The sequence below is a fragment of the Streptomyces sp. NPDC006691 genome, from assembly GCF_042869955.1.
GTDB lineage: Bacteria > Actinomycetota > Actinomycetes > Streptomycetales > Streptomycetaceae > Streptomyces.
In genome coordinates, this window is sequence record NZ_JBIAGW010000040.1 from 1 (window position 1) to 21,595 (window position 21,595).

At 67.7% G+C, this 21,595-nt stretch carries 22 protein-coding genes and 3 pseudogenes; 15 read left to right on the plus strand and 10 right to left on the minus strand.

Going from position 1 to position 21,595, the window contains the following annotated elements:
- Window positions 1-588: 588 nt before the first annotated feature.
- The 9 genes from ACFYNP_RS37375 to ACFYNP_RS37415 all read left to right on the plus strand — a co-directional run bounded on the left by ACFYNP_RS37375 (window position 589) and on the right by ACFYNP_RS37415 (window position 10,056).
- Window positions 589-3,003, plus strand: a complete 2,415-nt coding sequence (locus ACFYNP_RS37375) for a Helicase associated domain protein (RefSeq protein WP_388791828.1) — start codon at window positions 589-591, stop codon at window positions 3,001-3,003.
- Between the two features lie 57 nt (window positions 3,004-3,060).
- The gene (tap, locus tag ACFYNP_RS37380; protein ID WP_388791830.1) at window positions 3,061-5,160 is read left to right on the plus strand and encodes a telomere-associated protein Tap; all 2,100 of its coding nucleotides are present in this window, start codon (window positions 3,061-3,063) and stop codon (window positions 5,158-5,160) included.
- Between the two features lie 3 nt (window positions 5,161-5,163).
- On the plus strand, window positions 5,164-5,724 hold the full coding sequence (gene tpg, locus ACFYNP_RS37385; protein ID WP_388420569.1) for a telomere-protecting terminal protein Tpg: 561 nt from the start codon (window positions 5,164-5,166) through the stop codon (window positions 5,722-5,724).
- 133 nt (window positions 5,725-5,857) lie between these two features.
- Complete coding sequence (locus ACFYNP_RS37390) at window positions 5,858-6,040, plus strand: hypothetical protein (protein ID WP_388791832.1); 183 nt, start codon at window positions 5,858-5,860, stop codon at window positions 6,038-6,040.
- A gap of 727 nt (window positions 6,041-6,767) precedes the next feature.
- Window positions 6,768-8,111, plus strand: coding sequence for a DNA-binding protein (locus tag ACFYNP_RS37395; protein WP_388791834.1), 1,344 nt, complete (start codon window positions 6,768-6,770; stop codon window positions 8,109-8,111).
- A 252-nt stretch (window positions 8,112-8,363) separates the two neighbouring features.
- A complete protein-coding gene (locus tag ACFYNP_RS37400; protein WP_388791836.1) occupies window positions 8,364-8,951 on the plus strand; it encodes a TnsA-like heteromeric transposase endonuclease subunit in 588 nt (195 codons plus the stop codon).
- 42 nt (window positions 8,952-8,993) lie between these two features.
- Window positions 8,994-9,200, plus strand: a complete 207-nt coding sequence (locus tag ACFYNP_RS37405) for a hypothetical protein (RefSeq protein WP_388791838.1) — start codon at window positions 8,994-8,996, stop codon at window positions 9,198-9,200.
- Complete coding sequence (locus tag ACFYNP_RS37410; RefSeq protein ID WP_388791840.1) at window positions 9,197-9,688, plus strand: hypothetical protein; 492 nt, start codon at window positions 9,197-9,199, stop codon at window positions 9,686-9,688. The genes ACFYNP_RS37405 and ACFYNP_RS37410 overlap by 4 nt, the downstream gene beginning before the upstream one ends.
- The gene (locus tag ACFYNP_RS37415; protein WP_388791842.1) at window positions 9,685-10,056 is read left to right on the plus strand and encodes a hypothetical protein; all 372 of its coding nucleotides are present in this window, start codon (window positions 9,685-9,687) and stop codon (window positions 10,054-10,056) included. Before ACFYNP_RS37410 ends, ACFYNP_RS37415 begins: the two co-directional genes overlap by 4 nt.
- 15 nt (window positions 10,057-10,071) lie before the next feature.
- Here ACFYNP_RS37415 and ACFYNP_RS37420 read toward each other — a convergent pair.
- Both ACFYNP_RS37420 and ACFYNP_RS37425 read right to left on the minus strand, forming a co-directional pair.
- Window positions 10,072-10,914, minus strand: a pseudogene (locus ACFYNP_RS37420) (IS5 family transposase).
- A 37-nt stretch (window positions 10,915-10,951) separates the two neighbouring features.
- The gene (locus ACFYNP_RS37425) at window positions 10,952-11,377 is read right to left on the minus strand and encodes a GNAT family N-acetyltransferase (protein WP_388791844.1); all 426 of its coding nucleotides are present in this window, start codon (window positions 11,375-11,377) and stop codon (window positions 10,952-10,954) included.
- A 670-nt stretch (window positions 11,378-12,047) separates the two neighbouring features.
- Here ACFYNP_RS37425 and ACFYNP_RS37430 point away from each other — a divergent pair.
- Window positions 12,048-12,851 (plus strand): MBL fold metallo-hydrolase, encoded by an 804-nt coding sequence (locus ACFYNP_RS37430; RefSeq protein WP_388791846.1) that lies wholly within the window; start codon window positions 12,048-12,050, stop codon window positions 12,849-12,851.
- Here ACFYNP_RS37430 and ACFYNP_RS37435 read toward each other — a convergent pair.
- Window positions 12,815-12,958: pseudogene (locus tag ACFYNP_RS37435) on the minus strand (IS256 family transposase); the annotation flags it as partial. The gene ACFYNP_RS37430 and the pseudogene ACFYNP_RS37435 overlap by 37 nt on opposite strands.
- A gap of 70 nt (window positions 12,959-13,028) precedes the next feature.
- Here ACFYNP_RS37435 and ACFYNP_RS37440 point away from each other — a divergent pair.
- Window positions 13,029-13,226, plus strand: a complete 198-nt coding sequence (locus ACFYNP_RS37440; protein ID WP_388791876.1) for a hypothetical protein — start codon at window positions 13,029-13,031, stop codon at window positions 13,224-13,226.
- 634 nt (window positions 13,227-13,860) lie between these two features.
- Here ACFYNP_RS37440 and ACFYNP_RS37445 read toward each other — a convergent pair.
- The 3 genes from ACFYNP_RS37445 to ACFYNP_RS37455 form a co-directional block, all read right to left on the minus strand.
- On the minus strand, window positions 13,861-14,169 hold the full coding sequence (locus tag ACFYNP_RS37445) for a transposase (RefSeq protein ID WP_388791848.1): 309 nt from the start codon (window positions 14,167-14,169) through the stop codon (window positions 13,861-13,863).
- Between the two features lie 359 nt (window positions 14,170-14,528).
- Window positions 14,529-14,690, minus strand: a complete 162-nt coding sequence (locus ACFYNP_RS37450; RefSeq protein ID WP_388791850.1) for a hypothetical protein — start codon at window positions 14,688-14,690, stop codon at window positions 14,529-14,531.
- Window positions 14,691-14,920: 230 nt separating this feature from the next.
- Window positions 14,921-15,463, minus strand: coding sequence for a suppressor of fused domain protein (locus ACFYNP_RS37455; RefSeq protein WP_388791852.1), 543 nt, complete (start codon window positions 15,461-15,463; stop codon window positions 14,921-14,923).
- A gap of 2 nt (window positions 15,464-15,465) precedes the next feature.
- Here ACFYNP_RS37455 and ACFYNP_RS37460 point away from each other — a divergent pair, with 2 nt between their 5' ends.
- Window positions 15,466-15,786 carry a hypothetical protein gene (locus tag ACFYNP_RS37460; protein WP_388791854.1) on the plus strand — a complete coding sequence of 107 codons (321 nt, stop codon included), beginning with the start codon at window positions 15,466-15,468 and terminating at the stop codon, window positions 15,784-15,786.
- Between the two features lie 146 nt (window positions 15,787-15,932).
- On the opposite strand, the gene ACFYNP_RS37465 is transcribed toward ACFYNP_RS37460, so the two are convergent.
- A complete protein-coding gene (locus ACFYNP_RS37465; protein WP_388791856.1) occupies window positions 15,933-16,958 on the minus strand; it encodes a DUF5937 family protein in 1,026 nt (341 codons plus the stop codon).
- A gap of 97 nt (window positions 16,959-17,055) precedes the next feature.
- On the opposite strand from ACFYNP_RS37465, the gene ACFYNP_RS37470 reads away from it, so the two are divergent.
- Window positions 17,056-18,345: an MFS transporter gene (locus tag ACFYNP_RS37470; RefSeq protein ID WP_388791858.1), complete on the plus strand. Its 1,290-nt coding sequence runs from the start codon at window positions 17,056-17,058 to the stop codon at window positions 18,343-18,345.
- A gap of 365 nt (window positions 18,346-18,710) precedes the next feature.
- Here ACFYNP_RS37470 and ACFYNP_RS37475 read toward each other — a convergent pair.
- Both ACFYNP_RS37475 and ACFYNP_RS37480 read right to left on the minus strand, forming a co-directional pair.
- Window positions 18,711-18,980: pseudogene (locus ACFYNP_RS37475) on the minus strand (transposase); the annotation flags it as partial.
- A 434-nt stretch (window positions 18,981-19,414) separates the two neighbouring features.
- Window positions 19,415-19,837, minus strand: coding sequence for a DUF3592 domain-containing protein (locus ACFYNP_RS37480; protein ID WP_388791860.1), 423 nt, complete (start codon window positions 19,835-19,837; stop codon window positions 19,415-19,417).
- 94 nt (window positions 19,838-19,931) lie between these two features.
- Here ACFYNP_RS37480 and ACFYNP_RS37485 point away from each other — a divergent pair, with 94 nt between their 5' ends.
- Window positions 19,932-20,180, plus strand: a complete 249-nt coding sequence (locus ACFYNP_RS37485) for a hypothetical protein (RefSeq protein WP_388791862.1) — start codon at window positions 19,932-19,934, stop codon at window positions 20,178-20,180.
- A gap of 393 nt (window positions 20,181-20,573) precedes the next feature.
- The gene (locus tag ACFYNP_RS37490; RefSeq protein ID WP_388791864.1) at window positions 20,574-21,104 is read left to right on the plus strand and encodes a hypothetical protein; all 531 of its coding nucleotides are present in this window, start codon (window positions 20,574-20,576) and stop codon (window positions 21,102-21,104) included.
- 121 nt (window positions 21,105-21,225) lie between these two features.
- Here ACFYNP_RS37490 and ACFYNP_RS37495 read toward each other — a convergent pair whose 3' ends face one another.
- On the minus strand, window positions 21,226-21,447 hold the full coding sequence (locus ACFYNP_RS37495; RefSeq protein ID WP_388791866.1) for a hypothetical protein: 222 nt from the start codon (window positions 21,445-21,447) through the stop codon (window positions 21,226-21,228).
- Window positions 21,448-21,595 lie beyond the last annotated feature (148 nt).

Sequence of the window (21,595 nt, forward strand, 5' to 3'; positions counted from 1 at the left end):
CCCGCGGAGCGGGATATGCAGCGCTGGCGCGCTGCATAGGGAACGGCTCCGCTGACGCTCCGCCAGATTCCCGCGCAAGCGCGGGAATCGAATTCCGCAAGCGGAATTCTGAATGCGTATCAATTCGCGCAAGCGCGAATTGATGGAATCCCGCAAGCGAGATTCCTGGGCTGGCAGTAGGGGGTAGGTGCATCACGTGCGGGTCTGTGTAGGGCTTGGGATTCCCGCCTACCACTTCTGTAACGAACGGATGTGCCAGACCGTCGGCCTGACGGACAGGGGGCCGGCCTCACGGTAGCGACGGGTTCCTCTGCGCTCCACCCTGAACCCCTCCCCCCTCCCCCCATCGTCTGACTGTCCCGACGTGTTCACGAACGCTCTGTCAGCATATAGGACAACCGGCCGTTTCGTGGATGGGATTGAGTCAGGTGTCACCCTCGGGCGCAGAAGTTGGTGCGCGGATGATGCATCACGAGTCATCACTGTGTAGAGTCTGGGATCAGATGCTACCCCCTATCGCCGCGTACCTTGCGCCTGGATTTCATTTGTTATTACGCGCTGCATTCCGCGAAAAGGAGAACACGGGGCATGGCCGTGAAGCTGCGTGATCACCAGATCGAGGCCGTTTCCGCCATTGTGCGGGGTCTCGATGTTCCGCCGGGCGGTATTCCCCGGAATGGTCTTCGCGGGCAGGTACACGCCGCGTGTGGCACGGGGAAGACCATCATGGCGGCGGTGGCGGCGAGGCGGCTTGTGCCCAGGGGGCGTGTGCTCGTCTTGGTGCCGACGCTGGATCTGCTGGCGCAGACGGTGAGGGCGTGGCACGAGGCCGGGCACAAGGGGCCGGCGGTTGCGGTGTGTTCGCTTCAAGACGACCCGGGGCTGTGGTCGTTGAAGGTGCGCTCTACGACGAACCCGATCCAGTTGGCGCTGTGGCATGGGCAGGGGGCGGTGACCATCTTCGCCACCTACGCGTCTTTGGGTGTTCTGGCGGAGGCGTTCGAGGGTGTCTACGGTCAGAAGCTTGATCGAGTAGACCTCGCGGTGGTTGATGAGGCCCACAGGACAAGTGGCTCGATGGGTAAGGCCTGGGCGGCCATCCACGATCAGAGCGTCATCCCGGCAGCACGCCGGCTGTACCTGACGGCGACGCCGCGGATCTGGGAGGAGCGGCTGAGCCGGGAGGTTGCGGAGGGGGTGCGGGATCCGCTGCCGCGTGAGATGGCGGCGTCCATGGATGACGAGACCGTCTTCGGGCCCGTCCTGTACAAGCTCTCGCTAGCATCAGCCGTCTCCCGGGGCTTGCTGGCGCGGTATCAAATCATCGTGCTGGAGCTGAAGGACCCGGTCGTCACTCCGGAACGGCTGATAGGCGAGGAGCGGCGCAGTGAAGAGGTGCGCGGTCAGCGGCTCGGAGCCTTGCAGGCCGCGCTCCTGCACACGATGGCGGAGCACAGCCTGTCGACGTGCATCACCTTCCACCACCGCACCATCGAGGCGCAGGCCTACGCGGAGGGTCTGGAGCGGGTTGCGGCGAAGCTGCACGCGGATCAGCCGGAGACGTACCCCGCTGGGATCTGGGCGGACTGGCTGTGCGGCGAGCACGTCCCCGAGCGCCGGCGGAAGGTGCTGGGTTCGTTCGGGTCGACGGCGCAGCGGGCCGTGCTCTCCAACTGCCGTGTCCTGGGTGAGGGTGTCGATATTCGAAGCGTGGATTCGGTTGCCCTGCTGGACCCCAAAGGGGCGCCGCACGACATCGTCCAGGCCATCGGCCGGGCGCTGCGGCAGAAGCCCGGGCAGAGCAAGCTCGCCTCCCTGATCGTGCCCGTCTTCCTGCAGCCCGGAGAACTGCCGGAGGACATGTTCACCTCCGGCTCCTACAAGCCTTTGGTGAAAGTCCTGGAAGGTCTGCGGGCTCATGACGAAGAGGCCGTGGAACTGCTCGCCATTCCCCAGGAGCCGCAGAAGGATGTGGCGCAGCCGTCCGTGAACATCGGTGTCGCGCCAGAAGAAGGCGAAGAGGAATCCCGACTGCTGCTCCGCTTTGCCGCTCCACGTGATCCGGTGATGGTCGCGGACTGGGTGTCCTTCAACGTCATCGACACCGAACGCCAGGACTGGGCCCGCGGCTGGGCGAAGCTGAAGACGTACGTCGAGAGAGTCGGGAACGCGAGGGTGCCCTACGGACACCGAGAGGGCGCGACACCACTTGGGCAATGGGTCGCGGAACAACGACGCGCGTACGGGGCCGGGCAGATGAACGGCCAGCGCGCCCGCCGCCTGGAACAGCTCGGCATGGTCTGGAGCCTCGCGGACGAACGGTTCCAGGAAAACCTGGAGGCCGCCCGCGTCTACCACGAGCAGCACTGGACCCTCTGCGCCCCCCGGACCGCCAGCGCGCTCGACAGACCATTGGGAATGTGGCTCGCGAATTTGCGGCGTCCCGGTGCGCTGGACGACCACCCCGAGTGGAAGACCGCGCTGGAAGCCGTGGACGAGGACTGGAACCCGGCATGGCCGGCCGAATGGCAACGCCACTACGCCGCACTACGAGAACTCGTACGCGACGAAGACAGCCAAGCAGGCGGACCCGAGGTCCTTCCCGGCCTCACCATCCACGGCATGGACATCGGACGATGGCTCGCTCGGCAGCGCAAGCCCGAGGTCTGGCGGGCACTGACGGGCGGGCAGCGCGAACGTCTGGAGGCCGTTGGCGTCGCTCCTCCGCCCGTGCCTGCGGCCCCGGTGGAGACAGACGTGCCCGCGAAGCCGTCCGCGACGCCCGCGGGTGCCTTCGAGCGGGGCGTGGCGGCTCTGGCTCAGTACAAGGCCCGCACGGGCTCTGTGGCGGTCCCCAGGGGCCACGTAGAGCAGTTGGAGGACGGAACCGACGTCCGGCTCGGAGTGTGGATCATGAACCAGAAGACCCGCCGCACCAAGCTCACCCCCGACAAACTCACCACACTCGCCGAACTCGGGCTGGCATGGGCACGGGAAGGTTAAGGGGTGGGCTAAGTTTTGGGTTAAGCGGTATCGGGTCCTGATGTGAAGGTGTGGGGAATGGCATCTGAGGAAGAGCTGTTCGCGTCTGTCGACGCTCTGTTGGAGGAGGAGCCGCATCTGCCGCCTCCGGCGGAGCGTGCCCGGCTTCGTGAGGCTGCCGGCATCACCCAGGCCCGCCTCGCCACCGCGTTGAAGACGACGACCCAGTCGGTGAAGAACTGGGAGAACGGCCGCTCGGAGCCGAAGTCGCCGCGCCTGGATGCCTACCAGCGGCTGCTGAACGGGTGGGCGGCGAAGTATCCCGCACACGGTGCGGCCCCGGTTGCCGCGACGGCACCGGCGGTGTCCAGTGAACCGGCTGCGTCCGAGGTGGAGACGGCAGACGCCCCGCAGGCTCCCGCTGTTCCAGCCACCGGACCGGCACATCCGGCCACCCGGCCGGCCGCGGTATCGCGGCGTCCGGCCGTGAAGAATGCAGCTCAGCCTGCAGGCGATCCGCGGTTCCCGCACGGCCCGCTGGCCGTGTTGGACGGTGACGGGTCCGCGTACGGCATGGACGGCATCGTGCTGGACTGCCCGGCGACCACGGTGGTGGAGCTGGTGGAGTGGACGCTGCGCGAGTCCGGTCTCGGGGCTGCGAAGCTCAACCGGTACGGCAAGGACTCCGACCCGCTGATCGTGCTCACCGCGGCCGCCGCCGTGAAGCTGGGGCTGCCCGAGCGCCTGGAGGGCCACGAGCAGCGTCGCTCTCTGCGTCTGCCGGAGGACCACCCGGTTGTGAAGCAAGTCGCCAAGGCCCGCTGGCAGTTGACGCAGCGTGGGTTCGGCCCGTGGGCGCGGATCTACCGCAAGGCGCAGGGGCGCGAGCGGCAGTGCGTGCAGCTCGCGATCCTGTCCTGGGACGCGCTCGATGAACGGTCCTGGCCCGGCGTCGCGGACCTCGAGGCGCCCGACGTCGCCCGCGTCCTCGGTGTCTACGCGACCCGGGTCATCACCCCGCGCGGCTCCACCGCCGTGTCCGGGCTGGAGCTGATGACGGCGCTGCGCCCGCCCACGAAGGCCGTGCAGGACACAAAGACCGGGAACTGGGTGTCCGGCTACAACGCCGGATCGCTGGGGACGGAGCCGATGGACCCGGCGCCGCCGGAGGCCACCCCGGAGCACCCTGTCGTCGTGGACAGCGGCTGGAGTGGCGGGTTCCTCAACGAAGAGGCGTACCAGTGGGTGCGCTCGGTGGACCTGCTCAGCGATGAGGAGTGCACGCTGCCCTTCGCGGTCGGCCTGGACCTCAACACCGCCTTCCTCGCCGCTGCGGCCCGCCTGGTCGTCGGCCTCTCCGCCCCGGACCACTTCCACGCCCCGGCGTTCAACCCGAAGATCCCTGGCTCCTGGCTGGTCGACCTGTCCCACATCGAGCTGGATGCGCGCCTGCCCAGCCCGTTCACCCCGGACGGCACCCGCCCGACGGGACCGGCCTGGTACCAGACGCACACCGTCGCCTACGCCCAGGAGCTCGGCCACAACGTCGCCCCGATCGAGGCGTACCTGCGCCGGGAGACCGGCGCGTACCTGGATCCGTGGCACGACCGGCTCAAGACCGCTTACGTCGACACCCTCGCCGACCTCGGCGTCACCCGGGACCTGGACGACCGCCAGTTCCTCGCGGCGATGGAACAGCACAAGCAGGTCGACCCGGCGATGGCCGCCGTCCTGTCCGCCATCAAGGCGACCGTGAAGGGCGGCGTCGGCAAGCTCCGCGAGCGCCCCCAGGGCAAGCACTACAAGGAGGGCGAGCCGTGGCCGGCCCTGTCCCGGCCCACCTGGCGCCCCGACATCCGGGCCGCCGTCATCAGCAAGGCCCGGGTCAACATGCACCGCAAACTCAACAACATGGTCAAGATGACGGGCCTGTACCCGCTCGCGGTACTGTCCGACTGCGTCGTCTACCCGAGCCCGGGCGACAGCCCGCTCGCCTTCCTGCCATACGCGGCCTCCGGCAAGCCGCAGCCTGGCGGGTTCCGCCTCGGGCCCACACCGGGCCTGGCGAAGCTGGAGGGCGTCCAGTCGATGCTGTGGACGGTCGACCTGATGGAGCAGGGCCTCAACCCGGCCCGCCACATCAAGGGCGGCGACGCCGTCCTGGACGAAGGAGAGTAGGCCGTGGCCGGGGAGATCGAGGACGCGATCGAACGGGCCGACCGGGAGTCCTTCACCCGGCAGCCGCCGAAGACCCTCAAGGGGCAGATCGGCTACCTGCTCAAGCAGATGGGCAGCGCGAAGGCCGTCGCGCAGGAACTCGGGGTCACCGCCGACTCCGTCAACCGCTACCGGCGCGGTGCCCGCAAGCACGCCCGCGCCGACGTCGCCGCGAAGATCGACGACGCGGTACGGCAGCGCTGGCAACCGCAGGTGCGCAAGCGCCGGCAGCGACAGGCCGCCGCCTCCGGCGGGATCACAGTGGAGACGAGGGCCCGCTTCGGGTACACCGCGCCGGTCGGCACAACCGACGACGGACGCTTCCGGCGACTCACCGTGCACCTCCCACCGGCGTACGCACAACGCCTCTTCGACGCCCGCAACACAGGCGCCGGCGACCAGGAAATGCGCGGGATCATCGCCGAGGGATTCAAAGAGATCTACTTCCAGGACGGCGGAGGCCGCGCCACAGGACTCTCCGACGTCACCCTCAACGACATCGACTACCTCGACCTCGACTACTGACCTGACACCGGCCGACGGGCCCGGCGCCTGCTTGTTGAGCCGAAGGACGATAAGTGTCACAAGCGACGGGATGGGGGTGGGGAAGCTGTTGCTGGCCGCGGGTGCTTTTCGGGTGTCTCCCCTGCAGGGTGAGATGACGCTGTCGTTCCTGGGGCGGATCGCGGACAGGTACGGCCTGACGGTGCGGAGTCTGCTGTCGTCGGTTACCGAAGTGGCTGGCCAGCAGGGCGTCGTCCGGGCTCTGCAGGGCGACAGCGAGGTGTTCTTGAACGCCGCGGCCCGGGACCGGGTCGCGGCGCTGTGTCGTGTGCCGTAGGTGGGCTTACGCCATGCGTTGCCGGCCTGGACGCGGGAGGAGCCGCTGGGCCCCTCGAAGGAGCGGTCGGCGGCGCGGCTCTACAACGGGGTGGAGACGGTTGCTGCCTGGGGTCCGGCGTGCCCGGGCTGTGTGGCTGCGCGGACCGGTCGCGTTGCACCAGCCCGGGTGTACCTGGCGGCGCACCAGCGAGTCTGCCCACGCCACCGGTGCTGGCTGATGAACGTGCCTGGCAGCGGGGGCCGTGTCGTGGAGTTGGCCGGATGCCCGGAGGTGGTCCAGGCGCAGGCGGATCACCGCAGGCTGCTGCGCCGCTCCCCCGTCGCTGGTTCGGCGTTCGAGGTTGCTGAAGCGGTCACAGCCTGGTGGTGGGCGCAGGAGTGGCCCGAGGAACGCCGAGGGCCCGGATCCGGATGCCGGAAACCAAGATTTTTTCCCAACTCCCCCTGCTTCCCCGCCTGCCGCATCTTCTTCGCAGGTCACAGGGGTAGCAGACGGACAGGAAAATCGGTCGGGCGTGGAGTCCGGAAAGGCCCCGTCGAATGGGAGCGCAGCCCCGGGAAAGAGGCGGAGCCGGGACGCTATGAGAACGAACCGGCACCACGACCGCCGTTCTGCCTGATCCGCCGGGCATCCGTTGCGAAAGCGCCCGCCCGGCACGGCGAGCACGAGACCGTGGTGGAGTGACCCATCACCCCGGCCTGCTGCGGACCGCTCTCCCCTGCCGATGGAGACGACCTCGTCGCTGATCTGCCGCATCGCGAGCCGCTACGGGATGGAAGCGAAAGCGTTGCGGTCGTACTGGCAGTGGCGCAACTACCCTCCGGGGCACGACGGCGGGGGCGCGCGGGCCGACGCCGAGGTGCTGCTGAACGTAGCCGGACGGCAGCTCCTGGCATGCCTGTGCGGCGTCGAGGAGCACGTGCTGGCGCGGGCGTTGCCGTCGTGGGGACAGCAGGACGCCAAGCTGTCGGCCGGAAAGAACGGGGTGCCGGCGGCGGCGTGGCGGACCGGCGGCGCTGTCGCCGGTCCGGTCGCCTTCGGCTGCCGCCTGTGCGCGGCCCGGCGTACGGGGACGGTCGTGCGGGTGGTGCGGTACGCACTGCGATGGGAGCGGGTGTGTATCCGGCACGGGCGGTGGCTCCTGGACGCGGACGCCGACCAGCCTCTTGAGCATCTGGACGTGCGTGGTGTGCCAGAAGTGGCCGCGGCGCAGCGGCGGTGGACGGGTGTGGCGCGGCGGGCAGTACGGGCCGGAGCAGAGCCGGAGAGGGTGTTCGCTCTGGCTTATGCGGTGGTCGCCCGATGGTGGGAGCAGGCCCTGCACTGGGAGCGGGAGACCATCTGGCCGCGGCGGCTGCACCAGGTCGTGGGCGGCAACGCCGGAGACAAGCTGGAGCGGTGGCGGATCGTAGGCCGGGACGCGGTCATCTTCGCCGAGGTGGTGGCCGTCGCCGACGCGCTCCTGGACCCGGCCATGGCGCAGCTGGTGTGGAGGGACAGCGGTGCCGGGCGGCCGCGGCCGCTGCCCGCCGACGGGGCGTTCTGCTGCCGGCTCGGCGAGCGGGTCGGGCGGGGGTGGCTGGGGCCGCTGGCCGCGACCGACTACGGCGGACCGCTGACCTCGTGGATGGGCGCTGTCATCCGCCTGCGCCGCGGGGCCGGCGGGCCGCCCGGATACGACAACGACCCCTGGTGGCTGCGCCAGGAACATCAGCCCGCCACCATGGCCGGACAGCTGCGCGTCCTGGCGGCAGAGGCACAGGAGGGCGGCTCGGGTACCCGGTGGCGTGCCACCGTTTCTGCCGAACCCCGCTTCCACATCACGCGGTTGCTCGATGATGCCCGTGAGGAGCTGGCGCAGTTGCGCGGCGTGCAGAGCGGCACCACCGCCGAGGTGGCCCGGGAACTGCTGGAGCGCCTCAGTCAGGGTGCCGAGCTGATCGACCGGGCCGTGCTGCATACCGCCGCTGCGGCCGTCGCGGCCGGGGTGGCGCTTGAGGAGGTGGCCCAGTGGTCCCGCCTGGCCGCCGAGGAGCTGTCGCAGATCCTGGGCCGCGTTGAAGGCTGACGCACCTGACGCCAGGATCCGGGCAGCGGCCCTGGCATGACGGTCCGCTGTGCGTGCGGCGAGCAGCCGTCGGAGAAGGGCGGCCAGGCAGCCGAGGAAAGTGCAGGGGTGCGCACTGACACCGGCGAGCCGGGGTGGCATCCTGCCCCGCGCGCAGCCCAACAGGCTTGCCACACAGCGCAGTTGCCGCGATTTTGGGTTACCGGCCGGTTCTCCTGCGCGGCAGGACAGGCATGACGTTATGTGGAGTTCGTGATCACCGACAGCAGCCAGGACGGCACGCAGGACGGCTTACCCGCCATCGTGGGCAATGCCTGCCGGGTGCCGGAGCCGGGCGCGGTGGAGGCTGAGTTCGCCGGGGCGGACGGCACGCTGGTGCAGCGCCGCTGGGTGGAGGCCGCCGTCGCAGTCAGGTTCGAGCAGCTGGCGCCGGTGGCGGCGTTCCCGGTGGTTCCGGGGCGGCGGTGGGGGCCGGGCTGGTGGTGGTCGGCCACGACCGGGCGGCATGTGATGCACGGATCGCAGGCGATGTGCACGCAGTTGATGATCCTGGACCGCGATCCGCAAGTGGTGTCGCTGTCGGCGCGGCCGGTGCGGCTGATCTGGCGCGATCCGGGCAGCGGGCGGGTGCTGACGTGGGTGCCGCAGCTGTTCGCCCGCTACGCCGACGGCCGCGCGCTGCTCGCCGACTGTCCCGCCGCGACGGCTCCTGCCGGGGACCGGGCCGAGCGCGCTGCCGCGGTGCTTGAAGCGGCGTGTGCGGCGGTGGGGTTCACCTACCGGCGTCTGGTGCCGCCGGACAAGGCGGTGGCGGCGAATGTGCGGTGGCTGGCCGGCTAACGCCATCCGCGCCACCGCGACGCCGGCGGGCTCGAGCAAGCGGTGCTGGAGGCGTTCGCCGCCGAACGGCCGCTGATGGCCGGGGCCGCGGCGGCGGGCGAGGTCCTCACCGCGCTGCCGGTGCTCTACCACGCACTGTGGAACGGGCGGCTGGCCGCGGACCTGACACGGCCGCTGAGCGAGCACACCCTCGTGACGCCCGGCCCGGCCGCAGGCGACGGAAAGCGGCAGGAGCAGCAGGAGAGTTGAGCAAGCACATGGTGACCGCCCCTGGTGGGCGGTGTGTTGAGGTGGGCGCTCAGGTCACGTTTGAGGGCCGCGCCTGGCAGGTGACCGGCCTGGTCGACGGGCGGGTGTACCTCGTCGCCGAGGACGGGGCCACCGGGTGTGTGATGGCCGCCCATCTGGTGTCCGCGCCCGGCTTCTCGGTGACCGGTCCCGCGGCCGGGGAACCGCCGGCCCCGGCGCTGTGGGAGACGGTGCCGCCGGCCGCGCAGGAGCGGGCCCTGGCCTGGCTGCGGCACATCCGCGAGGTCGAGACCGAGACCGGGTTGCCCGGCGGCCCGGCAGGCGGCGGGACGCCCCGGGCCGAATACGACCCGCAGCGCTTCACCCTCGCCGAGCGGGAAGAGGTTGAGGCGCGTGAACTGGCCGCGCTGGGCTGGACCAGGGCTAGGACGTTTCTTGTGGATCATCCTCACCGGTCTTTGTGCAGCCTGGATACGGTGGCTGCATGACGACGATCCTGCGGCACCCTCGGCCTGGATTCACGTGGGATTGGTGGGCGGTGGACGCTCACGGTTTCCTCGTGCACTTCAGCGATGGTCCTGCTCCGGAGCACCTGCTGGCGCATGTGGATCGTGTCGATGCCGCTGCTGCGTGGGCGGAAGAGAACTGCCCCGCGTGGTTCGACGATGGTCCCCCGCCGCTTCACACCTTCAACTGCAACGGCGAGCTGCCTACTTACCTGCGCAGCGGCGTTCCTGACTCCCCGCTGCGGCTGTCCGACGCGCCAGCGGTCATCGCGAATGTGGCGGTCTTGGTTGAACTGCACCGGGCAGTGGGAAACACCTGGACGGTTCACCTTGACGAAGGCTGGGTCTAGGCAGCTCGACTGGCATCACCTCGCTGACCAGATGAAGATGGCGGCGAGGTGGAGTCCGGCGAGGTAGATGCTGGCGGTTTTGTCGTAGCGGGTGGCCAGTCCGCGCCACTGCTTGAGCTTGTTGATGCACCGCTCGACCGTGTTGCGCTGCTTGTAGGCGTCGCGGTCGAAGGCCGGTGGTCTGCCGCCTCGGCTGCCGAGACGCTTGCGGTTGGCGGCCTGGTCGGCGGGCTGCGGGATCACGGCCCGGATCCCACGCCGGCGAAGATGGGTGCGAATCGTGCGGGACGAGTACGCCTTGTCGGCCAGGACCACGTCCGGCGTGATCCTGGGCCGACCGAGCGGCCGGGGCACCCGTAAGCGGGATGACCTCGGAGAACGCGGGTGCGTCCCCGGCCTGTCCGGGCGTGAGCACGAAGGCCAGCGGCCGGCAGCGACTGTCGGCGGCGAGGTGAATCTTGGTGGTCAGTCCGCCACGAGAGCGACCGAGGGCATGGTCGTCCGGCTCACCGGCTGGAGCCCCTTTTGACGAGCCCCGGCGGCGTGCTGGTGCGCGCGGACGACGGTGGAGTCGACCGCGATGACCCAATCGAGGTCGCCCCCGGCGTCGGCCTGGGCGAGCAGGGTGGTGAAGACCCTCTCCCAGGTGCCGTTGGCCGCCCACATGCGCAGTCGGTTGCGGGCGCCCTTCCATGAACCGAAGTGCTCGGGCAGGTCCATCCACGGTGTCCCAGTGCGGTACTTGAACGCAATCGCGTCGATCACCTGTCGGTGATCACGCCACCGCCCACCCCGCCGAGGAGTCCGGTCCGGCAGCAACGGCTTGATTCTTGCCCACTGGGCGTCAGTCAATGACACACATCAACAAACGATCAGATGATCCGAAGGAAACGGCCTAGCCGGTCAGGGGCTTCACCCAGCGTCGCCACCGGCCCTCCGGCCCGTATCCGGAGGCGCGCCAGGCATGGTGCGCGCTCTCGTTGCGGACCAGCACCATGGCGTCGGCACGCCGGCCGCCGAGCCGTACGAAGCGTTCCTCGGCGGCGGCCAGCAGTGCCGAACCGATGCCCGTCCGGCGCCGGTGGGGGCACACCGCGAGCCGGTAGAGATGACACCGCCAGCCGTCGAAGCCGGCGATCACCGTCCCGACGAGTTCGCCGTCGGATTCGGCCAGGAGCAGCGCCTCGGGGTCGTGGGTCACCAGTCGCTCCACCCCGGCCCGGTCGTCGGTGATGCTCGCGCCCTCGGCGGCCGCCTTCCAGAAGGCCAGCACGGCATCGAGGTCGTCCGGGACGGCAGGGCGTATACGCACGGAAGTCATCTGATCATCGGATCATGAGACGCGGGGGCGGTCAGGGGAATTCCGTCATACGGACTCCGCGCACAGCCGTCGCACGGCCCGCGGACACGGCGCGGTAGCGGGGCCACCCGCTCGTCCAGTTCGCGGCGGTCAGCGGCTCCAGCGACCCGGCCCAGGCCCCGGCCAGGGATCCGTGAAGGCCGACGTGTCCGCGTGCTCGGCGGTCGGCGGTCGGCGGTCGGCGGTCGGCGGTCGGCGGTCGGCGGTCGGCGGTCGGCGGTCGGCGGTCGGCGGTCGGCGGTCGGCGGTCGGCGGCAGCGTCCGGTCGCCGTCGGCCCTAATCGGCGACGGCACACGCGAACCGTCCGTCCCGGATCGGCGCCCAACCGTGGACGCTCGGTCGCCCCGGCCGCGGCGACCAGCGCCGGGAGCGGGGCGACCGTACCTAGGTGATGGGGGCCCGCCAGGGCTGCGTACGTCCGGTGCGGGAGCGGGCAGGGGTTGGGGCCGTCGTGGTCGTAGCCGTACATCCGCCGCGCTCGCTCAGCAGCTGCTCGTCACCCTCGGTCATCCGGCCGGCCTCCCAGCCACCAGCGACAGCGAAAGGCCACCGACGCCCGACAGTTCGACCTCTCCTGCCCCGCAAGAGCAATCCTCAATACCTGTGGATCAGGTGTTCTAGGCTCCCGGTGTGACCAACGAGCTTCTTCGCCTCACGGTGCTGGGGTGTGCGACGCCATATCCAAGTGTGGACAACCCGTACTCCGGCTATCTGGTGTCCAGCGAAGACACCCACGTGTGGGCGGACGCGGGCACCGGAACGCTGGGGCCGTTGCAACGTCACGTTCAGCTGGATGAGTTGGACGCGATCTGGATCTCGCACCTGCACGCCGATCACAGTGCCGACCTACTCACCGCCTATTACGGCGCTCTGTATGCGGACATCCGCCTCCGCGCGCCGATCCCCCTCTACGGCCCGCCGGGCATCGCCGACCGGCTTGCGGCCTTCCTCACCAACACCCCGGTTCACAGCCCGATCGAATCCGCGTTCGCGATCATCGAACTGCACGACGGACACGAGGCGGCCGTCGGCCCGCTTAAGCTGACCAGCCGGGCCGTGGCACATGGCCTCCCGGCCTTCGCCCTGCGCGTTGAGGCCGCGGGCCGGACACTGGTCTACTCCGGGGACACGGCCCCCTGCGCCGACCTGACGAGTCTGACCGACGGATACGACGTACTGCTGTGTGAGGCCGAGAGCGCTCAGATGCCCGTCGAGCGCGACCAGGTGCACCACACCCCCGAGGACGCGGGCGACACTGCAAGCGCGGCCCGGGCGGGCCGACTGATCGTCACCCATGTCGGCCGGTTCCTCACGCCGCGGGAAGCGGTGGCCCGCGCCTCAAGCCGCTTCGGCGGCCCCGTCGAATACGCAGCACCCGGTTCGACCTTCGAGATCGGTCAGGCCGCCGATGCCCGGGAGCGTTCGACGAGCTGACCGCGTTCGAAGCGGACTCCGACACGCACGAGGGCGACAAGGCGGGCCGCGTTCACGGCTCGCCAGCGGACCTGGGCGGACTCGACGAGCTTGAAGACCACGGCGAGGGGCGGCCGCGCTGCACCACACCATTCCGACCTAACCCAACAGCGCCGCCATGAACAGGAGGGATACCCCGTGGCGATTGGTGCAATTATATTTTTCGGCGTGTATGTCCTGCTAGCGCTCATTGCCGGAATCGCCTTCTCTTTCCTGAAGAAGGAAGATGGCAGCCGCGGCTGCTTGCTGGGCTTATTCGTCGCCGGAATACTCCTGCTCGTTCCCGCTCTTATTTTCGGCCTCCCAATCGCAGCTAAAGTGTTCTGGAGTAATTAAGCAGTCCGAGATAGGAGAGGGGAACTTTCACGCATGGGCAGTGTCGCCCGGTGGGCGGGTAGTTGAGGTACGAGTGTCGTCTTGTTGCTGGGGGTTATCCGGGTTTGGTTCAGACCGGTGAGCGGGGTCTTCTGGGGCTCTAGGTCGTGTCGTCAATATGCGATCTGCCCTCGGTTCCTCTCTGACGGGTCTCACGGCCATCATGGGCTGATGAGTGGATTTGCGGAGGTCATCGTCCTGGCGCGAGGGGCTGAGGAGGTCATGGAACCGCTCACCCGCCCCAACGAGAGCCGGGACCGGCACCAGTGCTTCACACGTGTGGATGACGGCATGTTCGATGGGTCGCGTATGCCGTCCATGAAGCGTTACGCGTGGGATATCCAGTTCATCCGCCACAACTGGCGGGGATTGCTGAGTCATCTAGGGTGTCTGGCGTGGCCGGATCGGCATTCCGTTCAAGTCCTTGTTCGCGACGAGGAGGACGACTGCTTCGGTCTCTGGATGCTCTATGACGGCAAAATGGCCGAGGTGTCTCTGCTGCGTACCGAACGAGAGCCGTATTCGTCGTCCGTTACCGGAGTCCTTTCCCGGACCGACCGTCGCGGCGGCGAGTTGCGCTCAGGGGCGTCAACGGTCACGCCCACATCAAGAGCGAGGCGGGGGTGACGGCTGCCTGGTAGGGCTCGGCAGTCTTGTCGTTGCGGGTCACGATGCCGCGCCACGGTTTGAGAGACGGCTGAAACACCGTTCCACTGCGTTGCGTTGTTTGTGGAGCTGCTTGGTCGAAGGAGGGCGGGCGTCCGCCGCGGCTGCCGCGCCGGGCTCGGTTGCGGACTTGGTCGGCCCGTTCGGGGATGGTGTGACTGATGCCGTGGCGACGCAGCCAGGTCCGGATCGCCTTCGAGCTGTAGCCCTTGTCGCCCAGCACATCGGCGGGGCGCACTCAGGGGCGGTCCTGGCCGACGCGGTCGCTGAGAAAGGCGATCTGCATGCAGCGAGGGTCAGGCAGTGCGGACCCGCCGCCCCGTCCGGGGCGAACCGCAAAGTGATGCGATACGGGAGATCTGTCTGGTCCATGGGGCGCACCGTACGCCCCACATCTGACAATCCCGCACCGCTGCCGCTGTTGAGTTGGCGAACTGAGCACCCGCGACCGTTTTCGCCCCCGGCCGCCAGCCCCTGCGTGTGCGGGCGCCACAGGCCCGCCGAGGCTCCGCCGCCGCTTCATGGCTCCGAGAAATCTGTCAGCAGCCATACAGACACGCGGTGATGCGTCCCAGGGCTACAGAGATAGGGGCATGATCAGAGATACCGCCTCAGCCAGTCGGGCATGCTCGGGTCGTCGAGTCCCAAGGCCTCCTGGGGCGCTTCGTCCTTCTGCCAGGTGTTCTCATCGCCGTCGAAGAACTTCTGCAGGTGGCACTTGTACTTGACGACGGTATCGCCCGCACTGACGGCCCGCATCGAGTTGCCCCACCTCCGCCACCGGGCCGCGCGAGCACGCGACAGCAGGCTCCAGTCCGGGACCCGCTGGAGCCGACTGCGACCCGGAACTGTCCGCACTGCCAGCAGCCGATCACGATCGTCGCTCTGCTGACCACCCCTGAGGTTGCCCGGCCGACCATGCCCACCACCGCACCGACGCCGTTCCGCTGTGGCGCAATCCCTGAGCAGGCCTTCTGCCGGTCACCGGCTCACAGGTCGAGCTGGGGACGGGCGGGGTCGAGGAGGTCAGGGTCTTGGAGGGCGAGTGCATCTTCGAATGCTCGCCATCCCTTCTCGCGGACGAAGACGCTCTCCTGCTCCGTGATGGGGATGAGCCAGACGATGGCGACATCGCTGCCGTTCTCGATGGTGACCGAGAAGAAGTCGTCATCGAAGTAGACGGGAAGCCCTGTATAAAGGGACGTCATAGCTCCGCCGGGCAGTGGAGCGGAAAGCGGCACCACATCGCCGCGCAGGATCGACTGGCCGCTAGCCAGCAACTGCCCCGCGACGAATTCCAGCACGTCGGGGAAGTGTCCGTAGCCAGTAGCCCTGCTGGTGTTCTCGCAGGCCAGCAGCTCCAAGTGGAAGTGTCGATCCGAAGCCGGATGCCGCAGAGGAGTTCGGGAGAGGCCAACCGTCGCGAACGACTGGCAGCCGGCGAGCCGTTCCTCGCGGAAGCACGCCACCTGAGGACTGCTCTGCACGGCGTCTGCTGGCGGGGCCCACGCAACGACGAGGTTAGCCTGCACTGGTGATCGAGCTCAAGGAACCCCTGGCGGTGGCGGCGGTCCGATGGCAGTCCGAATCGCAGGGCGGCCGCAGCTCGGGCCCTCCTACCGTCCCGGTGTACGCGGCGACGGCCACATTCCGCGGCGACAGCGCACAGTCAGACGCGGATCTCCTCAGCATCCTGGTGCAGCGCATCGGTACCCGACCCGACGGGTCAGACCTGGCCAGCATCGGCTTCCTCGTCCCTGACCTGGCCAGACCCCACCTGCACGTCGGAGCTGAACTGCTGATCACCGAAGGCCCCAAGGTCGTTGCGCACGCCGTCATCCACAAACTGCTGTAGCCCGAACACACCCAACCAAGATCACGATCTACGGCTGGGGCACCAGCCGGGGAAGGGAGTTGTCCTTCGGGCCCCTGGATGACCGGCCAGTTACCGGAGCGGCAGTTCCGGCAAGCGGGGCGGAGGACTTCAACACGATGGGTGCGTCATCTGCCGTCCTCCGGGGGTGTCGGTTTCGGGGTCGGGGTTCTGGCCAGTGCCGTGCCTAGGGCGGTGGGTGCGTAATAGACCGTGCGGCCTACGCGGTAGCAAGTGACCAGATCTGCGTTACGGAGCGCGGTGAGGTGACCTGAGACGGTGGCGGGGCTCAGGCTCAGGTTTCGGGCCAACGTGCTGGTCGAGACGGGCTTGCACAGACTGGTCAGCACCCTGGCGCGGGTACGTCCGATGAGACGCTGGAGGCTTTGTGAAGCTGAGGGGTGGGGTGAGGACTGCCAGAGGTCGCCGACTCCGCGCGCAGGGTAGATAAGGGTGGGCTGCCAAGGTGCTTGGACCACCACGGTGAGCGCCGGCCATACGAAGACGCTGGGCAGGAGTAGGAGTCCTTGCCCGTTGAGGGGGTGCCGGGCCCGGTGAGGAGCCGCGATGTGGAGTGCGCCGAGTGCGTGCCAGGTGATGGTGGGGTGCAACCCGGTGAGCATGCGATGGAGTCCGCCCTCGGCCAAGTGCCGGGACCTGACAGCGATGTCGGCATCGAGCAAGTCCCGGAGCTGGGGCCATTGCGGGGAGATGAGCCAGTTCCAGCACGTACGGATCAGGGTGACGAGCTGAGCAAGGGTACGGGCGGGGTCGGCGAGGAGACGGTCGGCGACTTCGGGGAGCGGAGGCGTCTTGCGTTCGGGCCCATGGAGACAGCGGTGGAGTTCCTCCCTCACGTGAGCGAGGGGAGTGTCCGCGACCCGGGCCAGTTCATCTTCGATCGCTGAGAGCGGGCCGGTCGGGGGCGGGGTCAGGAAGTCCGGTGTATACCCGGTACGCGGGAGGAGGGTCAGGAGCGGGGAGAGTTGTTTCTGGTCGAGTTCGGGGCGAAGCTTCCTCAGCCAGGGCAGGTGGTAGGCCTGGCGACGGGGATCAGCGAGGGTCCGTACGGCGGCGACGGTCTCCCACAGGGGGGAGAGCGCAAAGCGGCATTTCAGCAGGTCCGCTGTCTCCACGAGCAACTGCACCGCCATGACCGCACCTTGTCTCTCACGGCCGCAACAGGCCGGTCGATTCGGCTATTTCCGAATCCATTGAACCGCGGTCGGGGCGGTCTGGATGCTGCGTTCCATGTCTCAGCACAGCTCCCGCGCCCCTCAGCAGAGCAACTCCGCCGTCCCGTCCACTTCTACCGCGCCCACGACGTATCGTGCGGTCCTGGCGGTACGCGACTTCCGCGTGATCTTCCTCGCGCAGGTCATCGCGACTCTTGGCAATGTCGTCGCACAGATCACTCTCTCGATCATGGTGTACCAGCGGACGCAGTCACCGCTGCTGTCCTCGCTGACGTTCGCGCTGGGCTTTGCCCCTTATCTCTTCGGGGCGATGCTGCTGTCGGCCGTGGCTGACCGCTGTCCCGCCCGGGACGTCATGGTGGCATGCCAGGCGGTCAGTTGCGTGGTGGTCGGCACCATGGCGCTTCCCGGTATGCCCATTCCCGTCCTGCTCGTCCTGCTGCTGGTGCTCGGCACCGTCGCCCCGGTGTTCCAGGGGGCCCGTGCAGCGAGCCTGCCGGACCTGCTGTCCGGCTCGGGCTACGCACTCGGCCGGTCCCTGCTGCGGCTCGTCTCGCAGAGCACCCAGATCATCGGCTTCGCGGTCGGTGGGCTGCTGCTCCTCCTGATGACCTCCTCACAGGCCCTGCTTGCGGCGGCGGGATTCGGTCTGGCGGTCCTGCTCCTCCGGTTCGGGACCCGCCGTCGGCCAGCCCGAGAACCGGAAGGCGGTACTCAGGGTTCGGTGGCCCGTGCGTCCCTGTCGGGAGTACGACACGTGCTGACTGTCCCCGGGCTCCTTCCGCTGCTGTTGGTGACCTGGCTGCCGCCGGCCTTCGCTGTTGCCCCTGAGGCTCTGGCCTCTCCGTACGCGGACGAGCTTGGTGGCGGCCCGGCTGCCGTGGGGCTGCTGTTGTGCGCCGCACCGGCAGGCTCGGTGGTCGGCGAGTTGCTGGCTGGCACCTGGCTCCCTGCACGAACCCGGGTCCGGATGGTGCTGCCGACCGCCGTGCTGATGTTCCTCCCACTGCTCGGGTTCGCGTTCCGCCCCGGCCTGTGGACATCAGTGGCTCTGCTGACGGTGTGCGGTCTCGGCTTCACCTACGCCATGGGGCTGGATCAGCGGGTCCTTGACGCGACCCCTGAGGAACTGCGTGGACGGGCACTGACCATCACCCTGGCGGGTTTGATGATCGCCCAGGGGCTGGGGTTCGCCGCTGCTGGCGCGGTCGCGGAGTTCTTGCGGCCCCACGTCGTGATCGTGATCGTGGGCTCCATCGGCCTGCTGACCTTGGCGTGGTGCGGGGTCTCAATTCACAAGGACAGGCAGGTAACCCGGCTGCCTGCGGCGGATCAGGCAGCCTAGGCAGAATCGGGGGCTCGGCGGGCGGGTCGGGCCGAGCCCCTGCTCTGTACCGGCGGCGGTAGTCAGTGAGTAGTGTGCATCGTGAAGTAGCAGGTCACGGGCCTGGTGTGGGTCGGCTCCGGGGCGTGAGCGCACCGTCGACGAGTGGCCCAAGCGATCTGCCTGATCCGGGCAGTACGTACCGAGGCCCGCGGGAGGAGTCGACATGGTCCTGACGCCAGGCAGGCGGGGCGTCAGGGTCGAGAAACACGAACCTGCCCGATCTGATGGGCGGCAGTCCCCTACGTGTCGCCCTGCCCAACACCGACGCTGCCACAAAGTTACGCCTCGGAGCTGAAGCCTGACGGCGACGACCGCGCGAGCTCAAGGCCGGCCCCGGCCAGCAGTGTCCGCAGCCGGCCGATGTCGATCCGACCGCGGTTCAAGCCGCCGTACATCGCTCCGTGCCCGCGCCGATGCTCAGGCAGAAGAGTCAAGTCCACCGGGAACTTCACCGCACCATCGGCACACAGCACCGCGTCCACCAACTCGAACAGTTCGTCGCCCCGAGCGGTCAGACACTCGTAGAACTCGCCCCGGAAGCGGGACGCCTCCGTGAACGCTTCCCTTCGAACTGCATCAGGCAGCAGACCCACCTCACAGCCTTCGTCCTGGTCACGTGCACCCTGGTCGGAGCACATGGTCAGACGAAGGCCGTCCCCATGTCCGGTGATTCCCCATGTGAGCGACGCAGTTCGAGTCCCCCTTCGAGAATGCCCGAACTTCGGGCAAGTCCCTACCAACCCATGTTCTTAGCCACCTCGGCCTGGGCTGCGGTGATCTCTTCACCGGTGGACTCAGCGATGTCCTCCTCCTCCAGGCGTGCCAGCAGGTCTGCAAGCGCCTGCTTCTGAGCCGGGACGCGGACCCGCTGGACTATCCGGAGGCAGTACCGCGGCCGGACGGATCACAGGCTGACACCTCGATGAATGACGAATCCGGCACCATCGGCTCTCCCCCGGCCGACTCGCTGCCCGCTCCCGCCGATCTGGCCAGGTTCTTCGCCTGACCTTGCGGCCTGGTCTCAAATTCACCATTGGATCTGGCTGACGTAGAGGATCCAAAAGAGCTGCGGCACAAGGAACAAAAGTTCGAGGTAGAACAGCACCCCGGACAGGATCCTCCCCTTCGCATGGTCCTCCACCTTCGTCGCCAGCACTGCCCGCGCGGGCCGAGCCGGGTCGTAGTAGAGCTCAAAAATATCCCCCTCCTTGGTGCGCGGCATGTGGACTGGATCGGTGTGATGTTCGCGCTCAACCCCGTCTTGGGTCGTGTATGAGATGCACAGAGTCTGCGATTCAGAGCTCCAAGAAACGTATTCGCAGGTTCCATCGACACGAACGCCGACCCGTAGCAATTTCCTGTTCCGCAGCTGCGGAATCACGTCAAGTAAGACAAAAACACCGAGCGGAATCAAAAGCATCCCGCTCACGATAATGACGAAACCTATCATGGCACTCTCCGCTAGCTTTCACTGTAGGGGCTGAAGCGCATACTACACGGCCCGGGAGTAAGTGACCCAGGAGACGAACGGAAGAGAGCAGCCGATGTCCGATGAACTCCCATTGCTCGCCTCCAAGTTCATGAATGAGGTCCGTGAATGGCCGCTTCTTTGGTTCGACAAAAAGGACGGAGACACTGTAAAGCAGAAGGTAAACGGCCTGAGCGTCGGTCTCGACTACACGAAAATCGCCCTCGCCGGAATCACCCTGGCTTGGACTCCCGTCAAGATTGACTGGACATTGACTGGACTCTTTTTAAGCTGGACGAAAAGGGGATCAACCTCGTGGGAGTGACCCGCAGGGAGTGGCCCCTGGATTACGGGAAAGAGACCTTGGGGCAAGGCAGCCAAGGAGGCGCTGCAGGGGAAAAAGATGCGAGAGGAAGCCGAGAAGAAGGCGGAAGAGGCGCGACAGGAAGCGGAACAGACAGCGCGAGTAACGGCAGACTTGCGTAAAGACATAGGCATAGCCAAGAGGCGCATCGACAGGCTCGAACAAAGTGCCCACAGTCAACGCGGCAGGCTCAGCACCGTGGCTAGGGCCCAATGCCATCACAGGAAAGCCCAAGAATATCACGGGCGCGGCGCAGCAAATCAAGGATCTGGAAGGGCGCCTGAACCGCCTCATGGCCGCACTCGACTAGAAGGTATGAGACCTTTCTGACATTCTGAGAAATTGGAATAAACCATGCCCCTAGTCCAATCCCTGACCCGAGCCTCCGGCTCGCTCAAAGGGTTCAAGACAGGAATCGACGGCGCCGGCCGCTCCGCCGGATCGCTCGGTAAGCAGGCCGGGGCGGCCAACACCAATGTCGGGCGGATCAAGGGGGCCGCTCAGCAGTCCGCCAAGGAGCTCAAGGGGATGAAGACCGCCGCCGACCAGGTGGCGAAGTCCGTCGGGAAGGTCGGCAAGGACGCCGGGGCCGGCGGGGTCTCCATGGGGAGGCTGCAGGGCGGGCTCAAGAAGGCCGACGGGGGGTTCAAGGGGCTCACCAAGTCCATGAAGGGCAACGTCATCGGGATGCTGCTCGAACTCTTCGCGCCGCTCATCGAGAAGGTCGTCGCCATGGCGACCAAGTCGAAGGCGATGCAGAAGATCATGAAGGTCGCCTTCGACCGAGTTGCCGAATGCTCCGCCAGTCGTGCCTGTCCCGGGACACCGAACCTTGACCGATTGCCACTGAAGTTGGACCAGTGCATGGTTCGTGGGGAACCTTGACCAGCCTGGTCTGCCCGGTTCCGGACCATTGGACAGCTCCGGAGTCGAGGGTTCAGCGCAGTCCGCAGTCCGTCAGGAACTCGTGGAAGTACTCAGCGCCGGGATGGCCGTGGCATACGGACTATTCGTCCCAGTCGTCCTCTGGTTCGGATTCGCGTACGAACCAGAGGTCGAGGGTGTACTGCTCAGTCGTGGGACACTGCCTCCACGCTGCTCCGACCTGTTCCGCGTCCCATTGCTCCTCGGCGCCGCGCTGGATGCACGTGTTGTAGTAGGCGGCCGCGGCTTCGCGTCCGCTCCATGCCGCGTGTCCGGTGTAGACGCCGGGGCGGGGTAGGTCCATCACCCCTGCTGGCCCGAAGGTGATTTGGTTGATGACGAGTTGGCCTGTCTCTGATTCCAGCGAGACAGGAATCGTGCCCTCAACGTCCCCTGGGGGTCTCTGGGGGGGGTATCCCAGATCCTGATGGTGACCCGTACTTCGATGTCGG

Coding starts and splice junctions, on each gene's coding strand:
- ACFYNP_RS37465 (WP_388791856.1), bottom strand. CDS start 16,958: ATGGCGGTGCAGTTGCTCGTGGAGACAGCGGACCTGCTGAAATGCCGC.
- ACFYNP_RS37425 (WP_388791844.1), bottom strand. CDS start 11,377: ATGACTTCCGTGCGTATACGCCCTGCCGTCCCGGACGACCTCGATGCC.
- ACFYNP_RS37390 (WP_388791832.1), top strand. CDS start 5,858: ATGACGCTGTCGTTCCTGGGGCGGATCGCGGACAGGTACGGCCTGACG.
- ACFYNP_RS37470 (WP_388791858.1), top strand. CDS start 17,056: ATGTCTCAGCACAGCTCCCGCGCCCCTCAGCAGAGCAACTCCGCCGTC.
- ACFYNP_RS37450 (WP_388791850.1), bottom strand. CDS start 14,690: ATGCGGGCCGTCAGTGCGGGCGATACCGTCGTCAAGTACAAGTGCCAC.
- ACFYNP_RS37395 (WP_388791834.1), top strand. CDS start 6,768: ATGGAGACGACCTCGTCGCTGATCTGCCGCATCGCGAGCCGCTACGGG.
- ACFYNP_RS37490 (WP_388791864.1), top strand. CDS start 20,574: ATGCCCCTAGTCCAATCCCTGACCCGAGCCTCCGGCTCGCTCAAAGGG.
- ACFYNP_RS37485 (WP_388791862.1), top strand. CDS start 19,932: ATGTCCGATGAACTCCCATTGCTCGCCTCCAAGTTCATGAATGAGGTC.
- tap (WP_388791830.1), top strand. CDS start 3,061: ATGGCATCTGAGGAAGAGCTGTTCGCGTCTGTCGACGCTCTGTTGGAG.
- ACFYNP_RS37480 (WP_388791860.1), bottom strand. CDS start 19,837: ATGATAGGTTTCGTCATTATCGTGAGCGGGATGCTTTTGATTCCGCTC.
- ACFYNP_RS37495 (WP_388791866.1), bottom strand. CDS start 21,447: ATGGACCTACCCCGCCCCGGCGTCTACACCGGACACGCGGCATGGAGC.
- ACFYNP_RS37415 (WP_388791842.1), top strand. CDS start 9,685: ATGACGACGATCCTGCGGCACCCTCGGCCTGGATTCACGTGGGATTGG.
- ACFYNP_RS37375 (WP_388791828.1), top strand. CDS start 589: ATGGCCGTGAAGCTGCGTGATCACCAGATCGAGGCCGTTTCCGCCATT.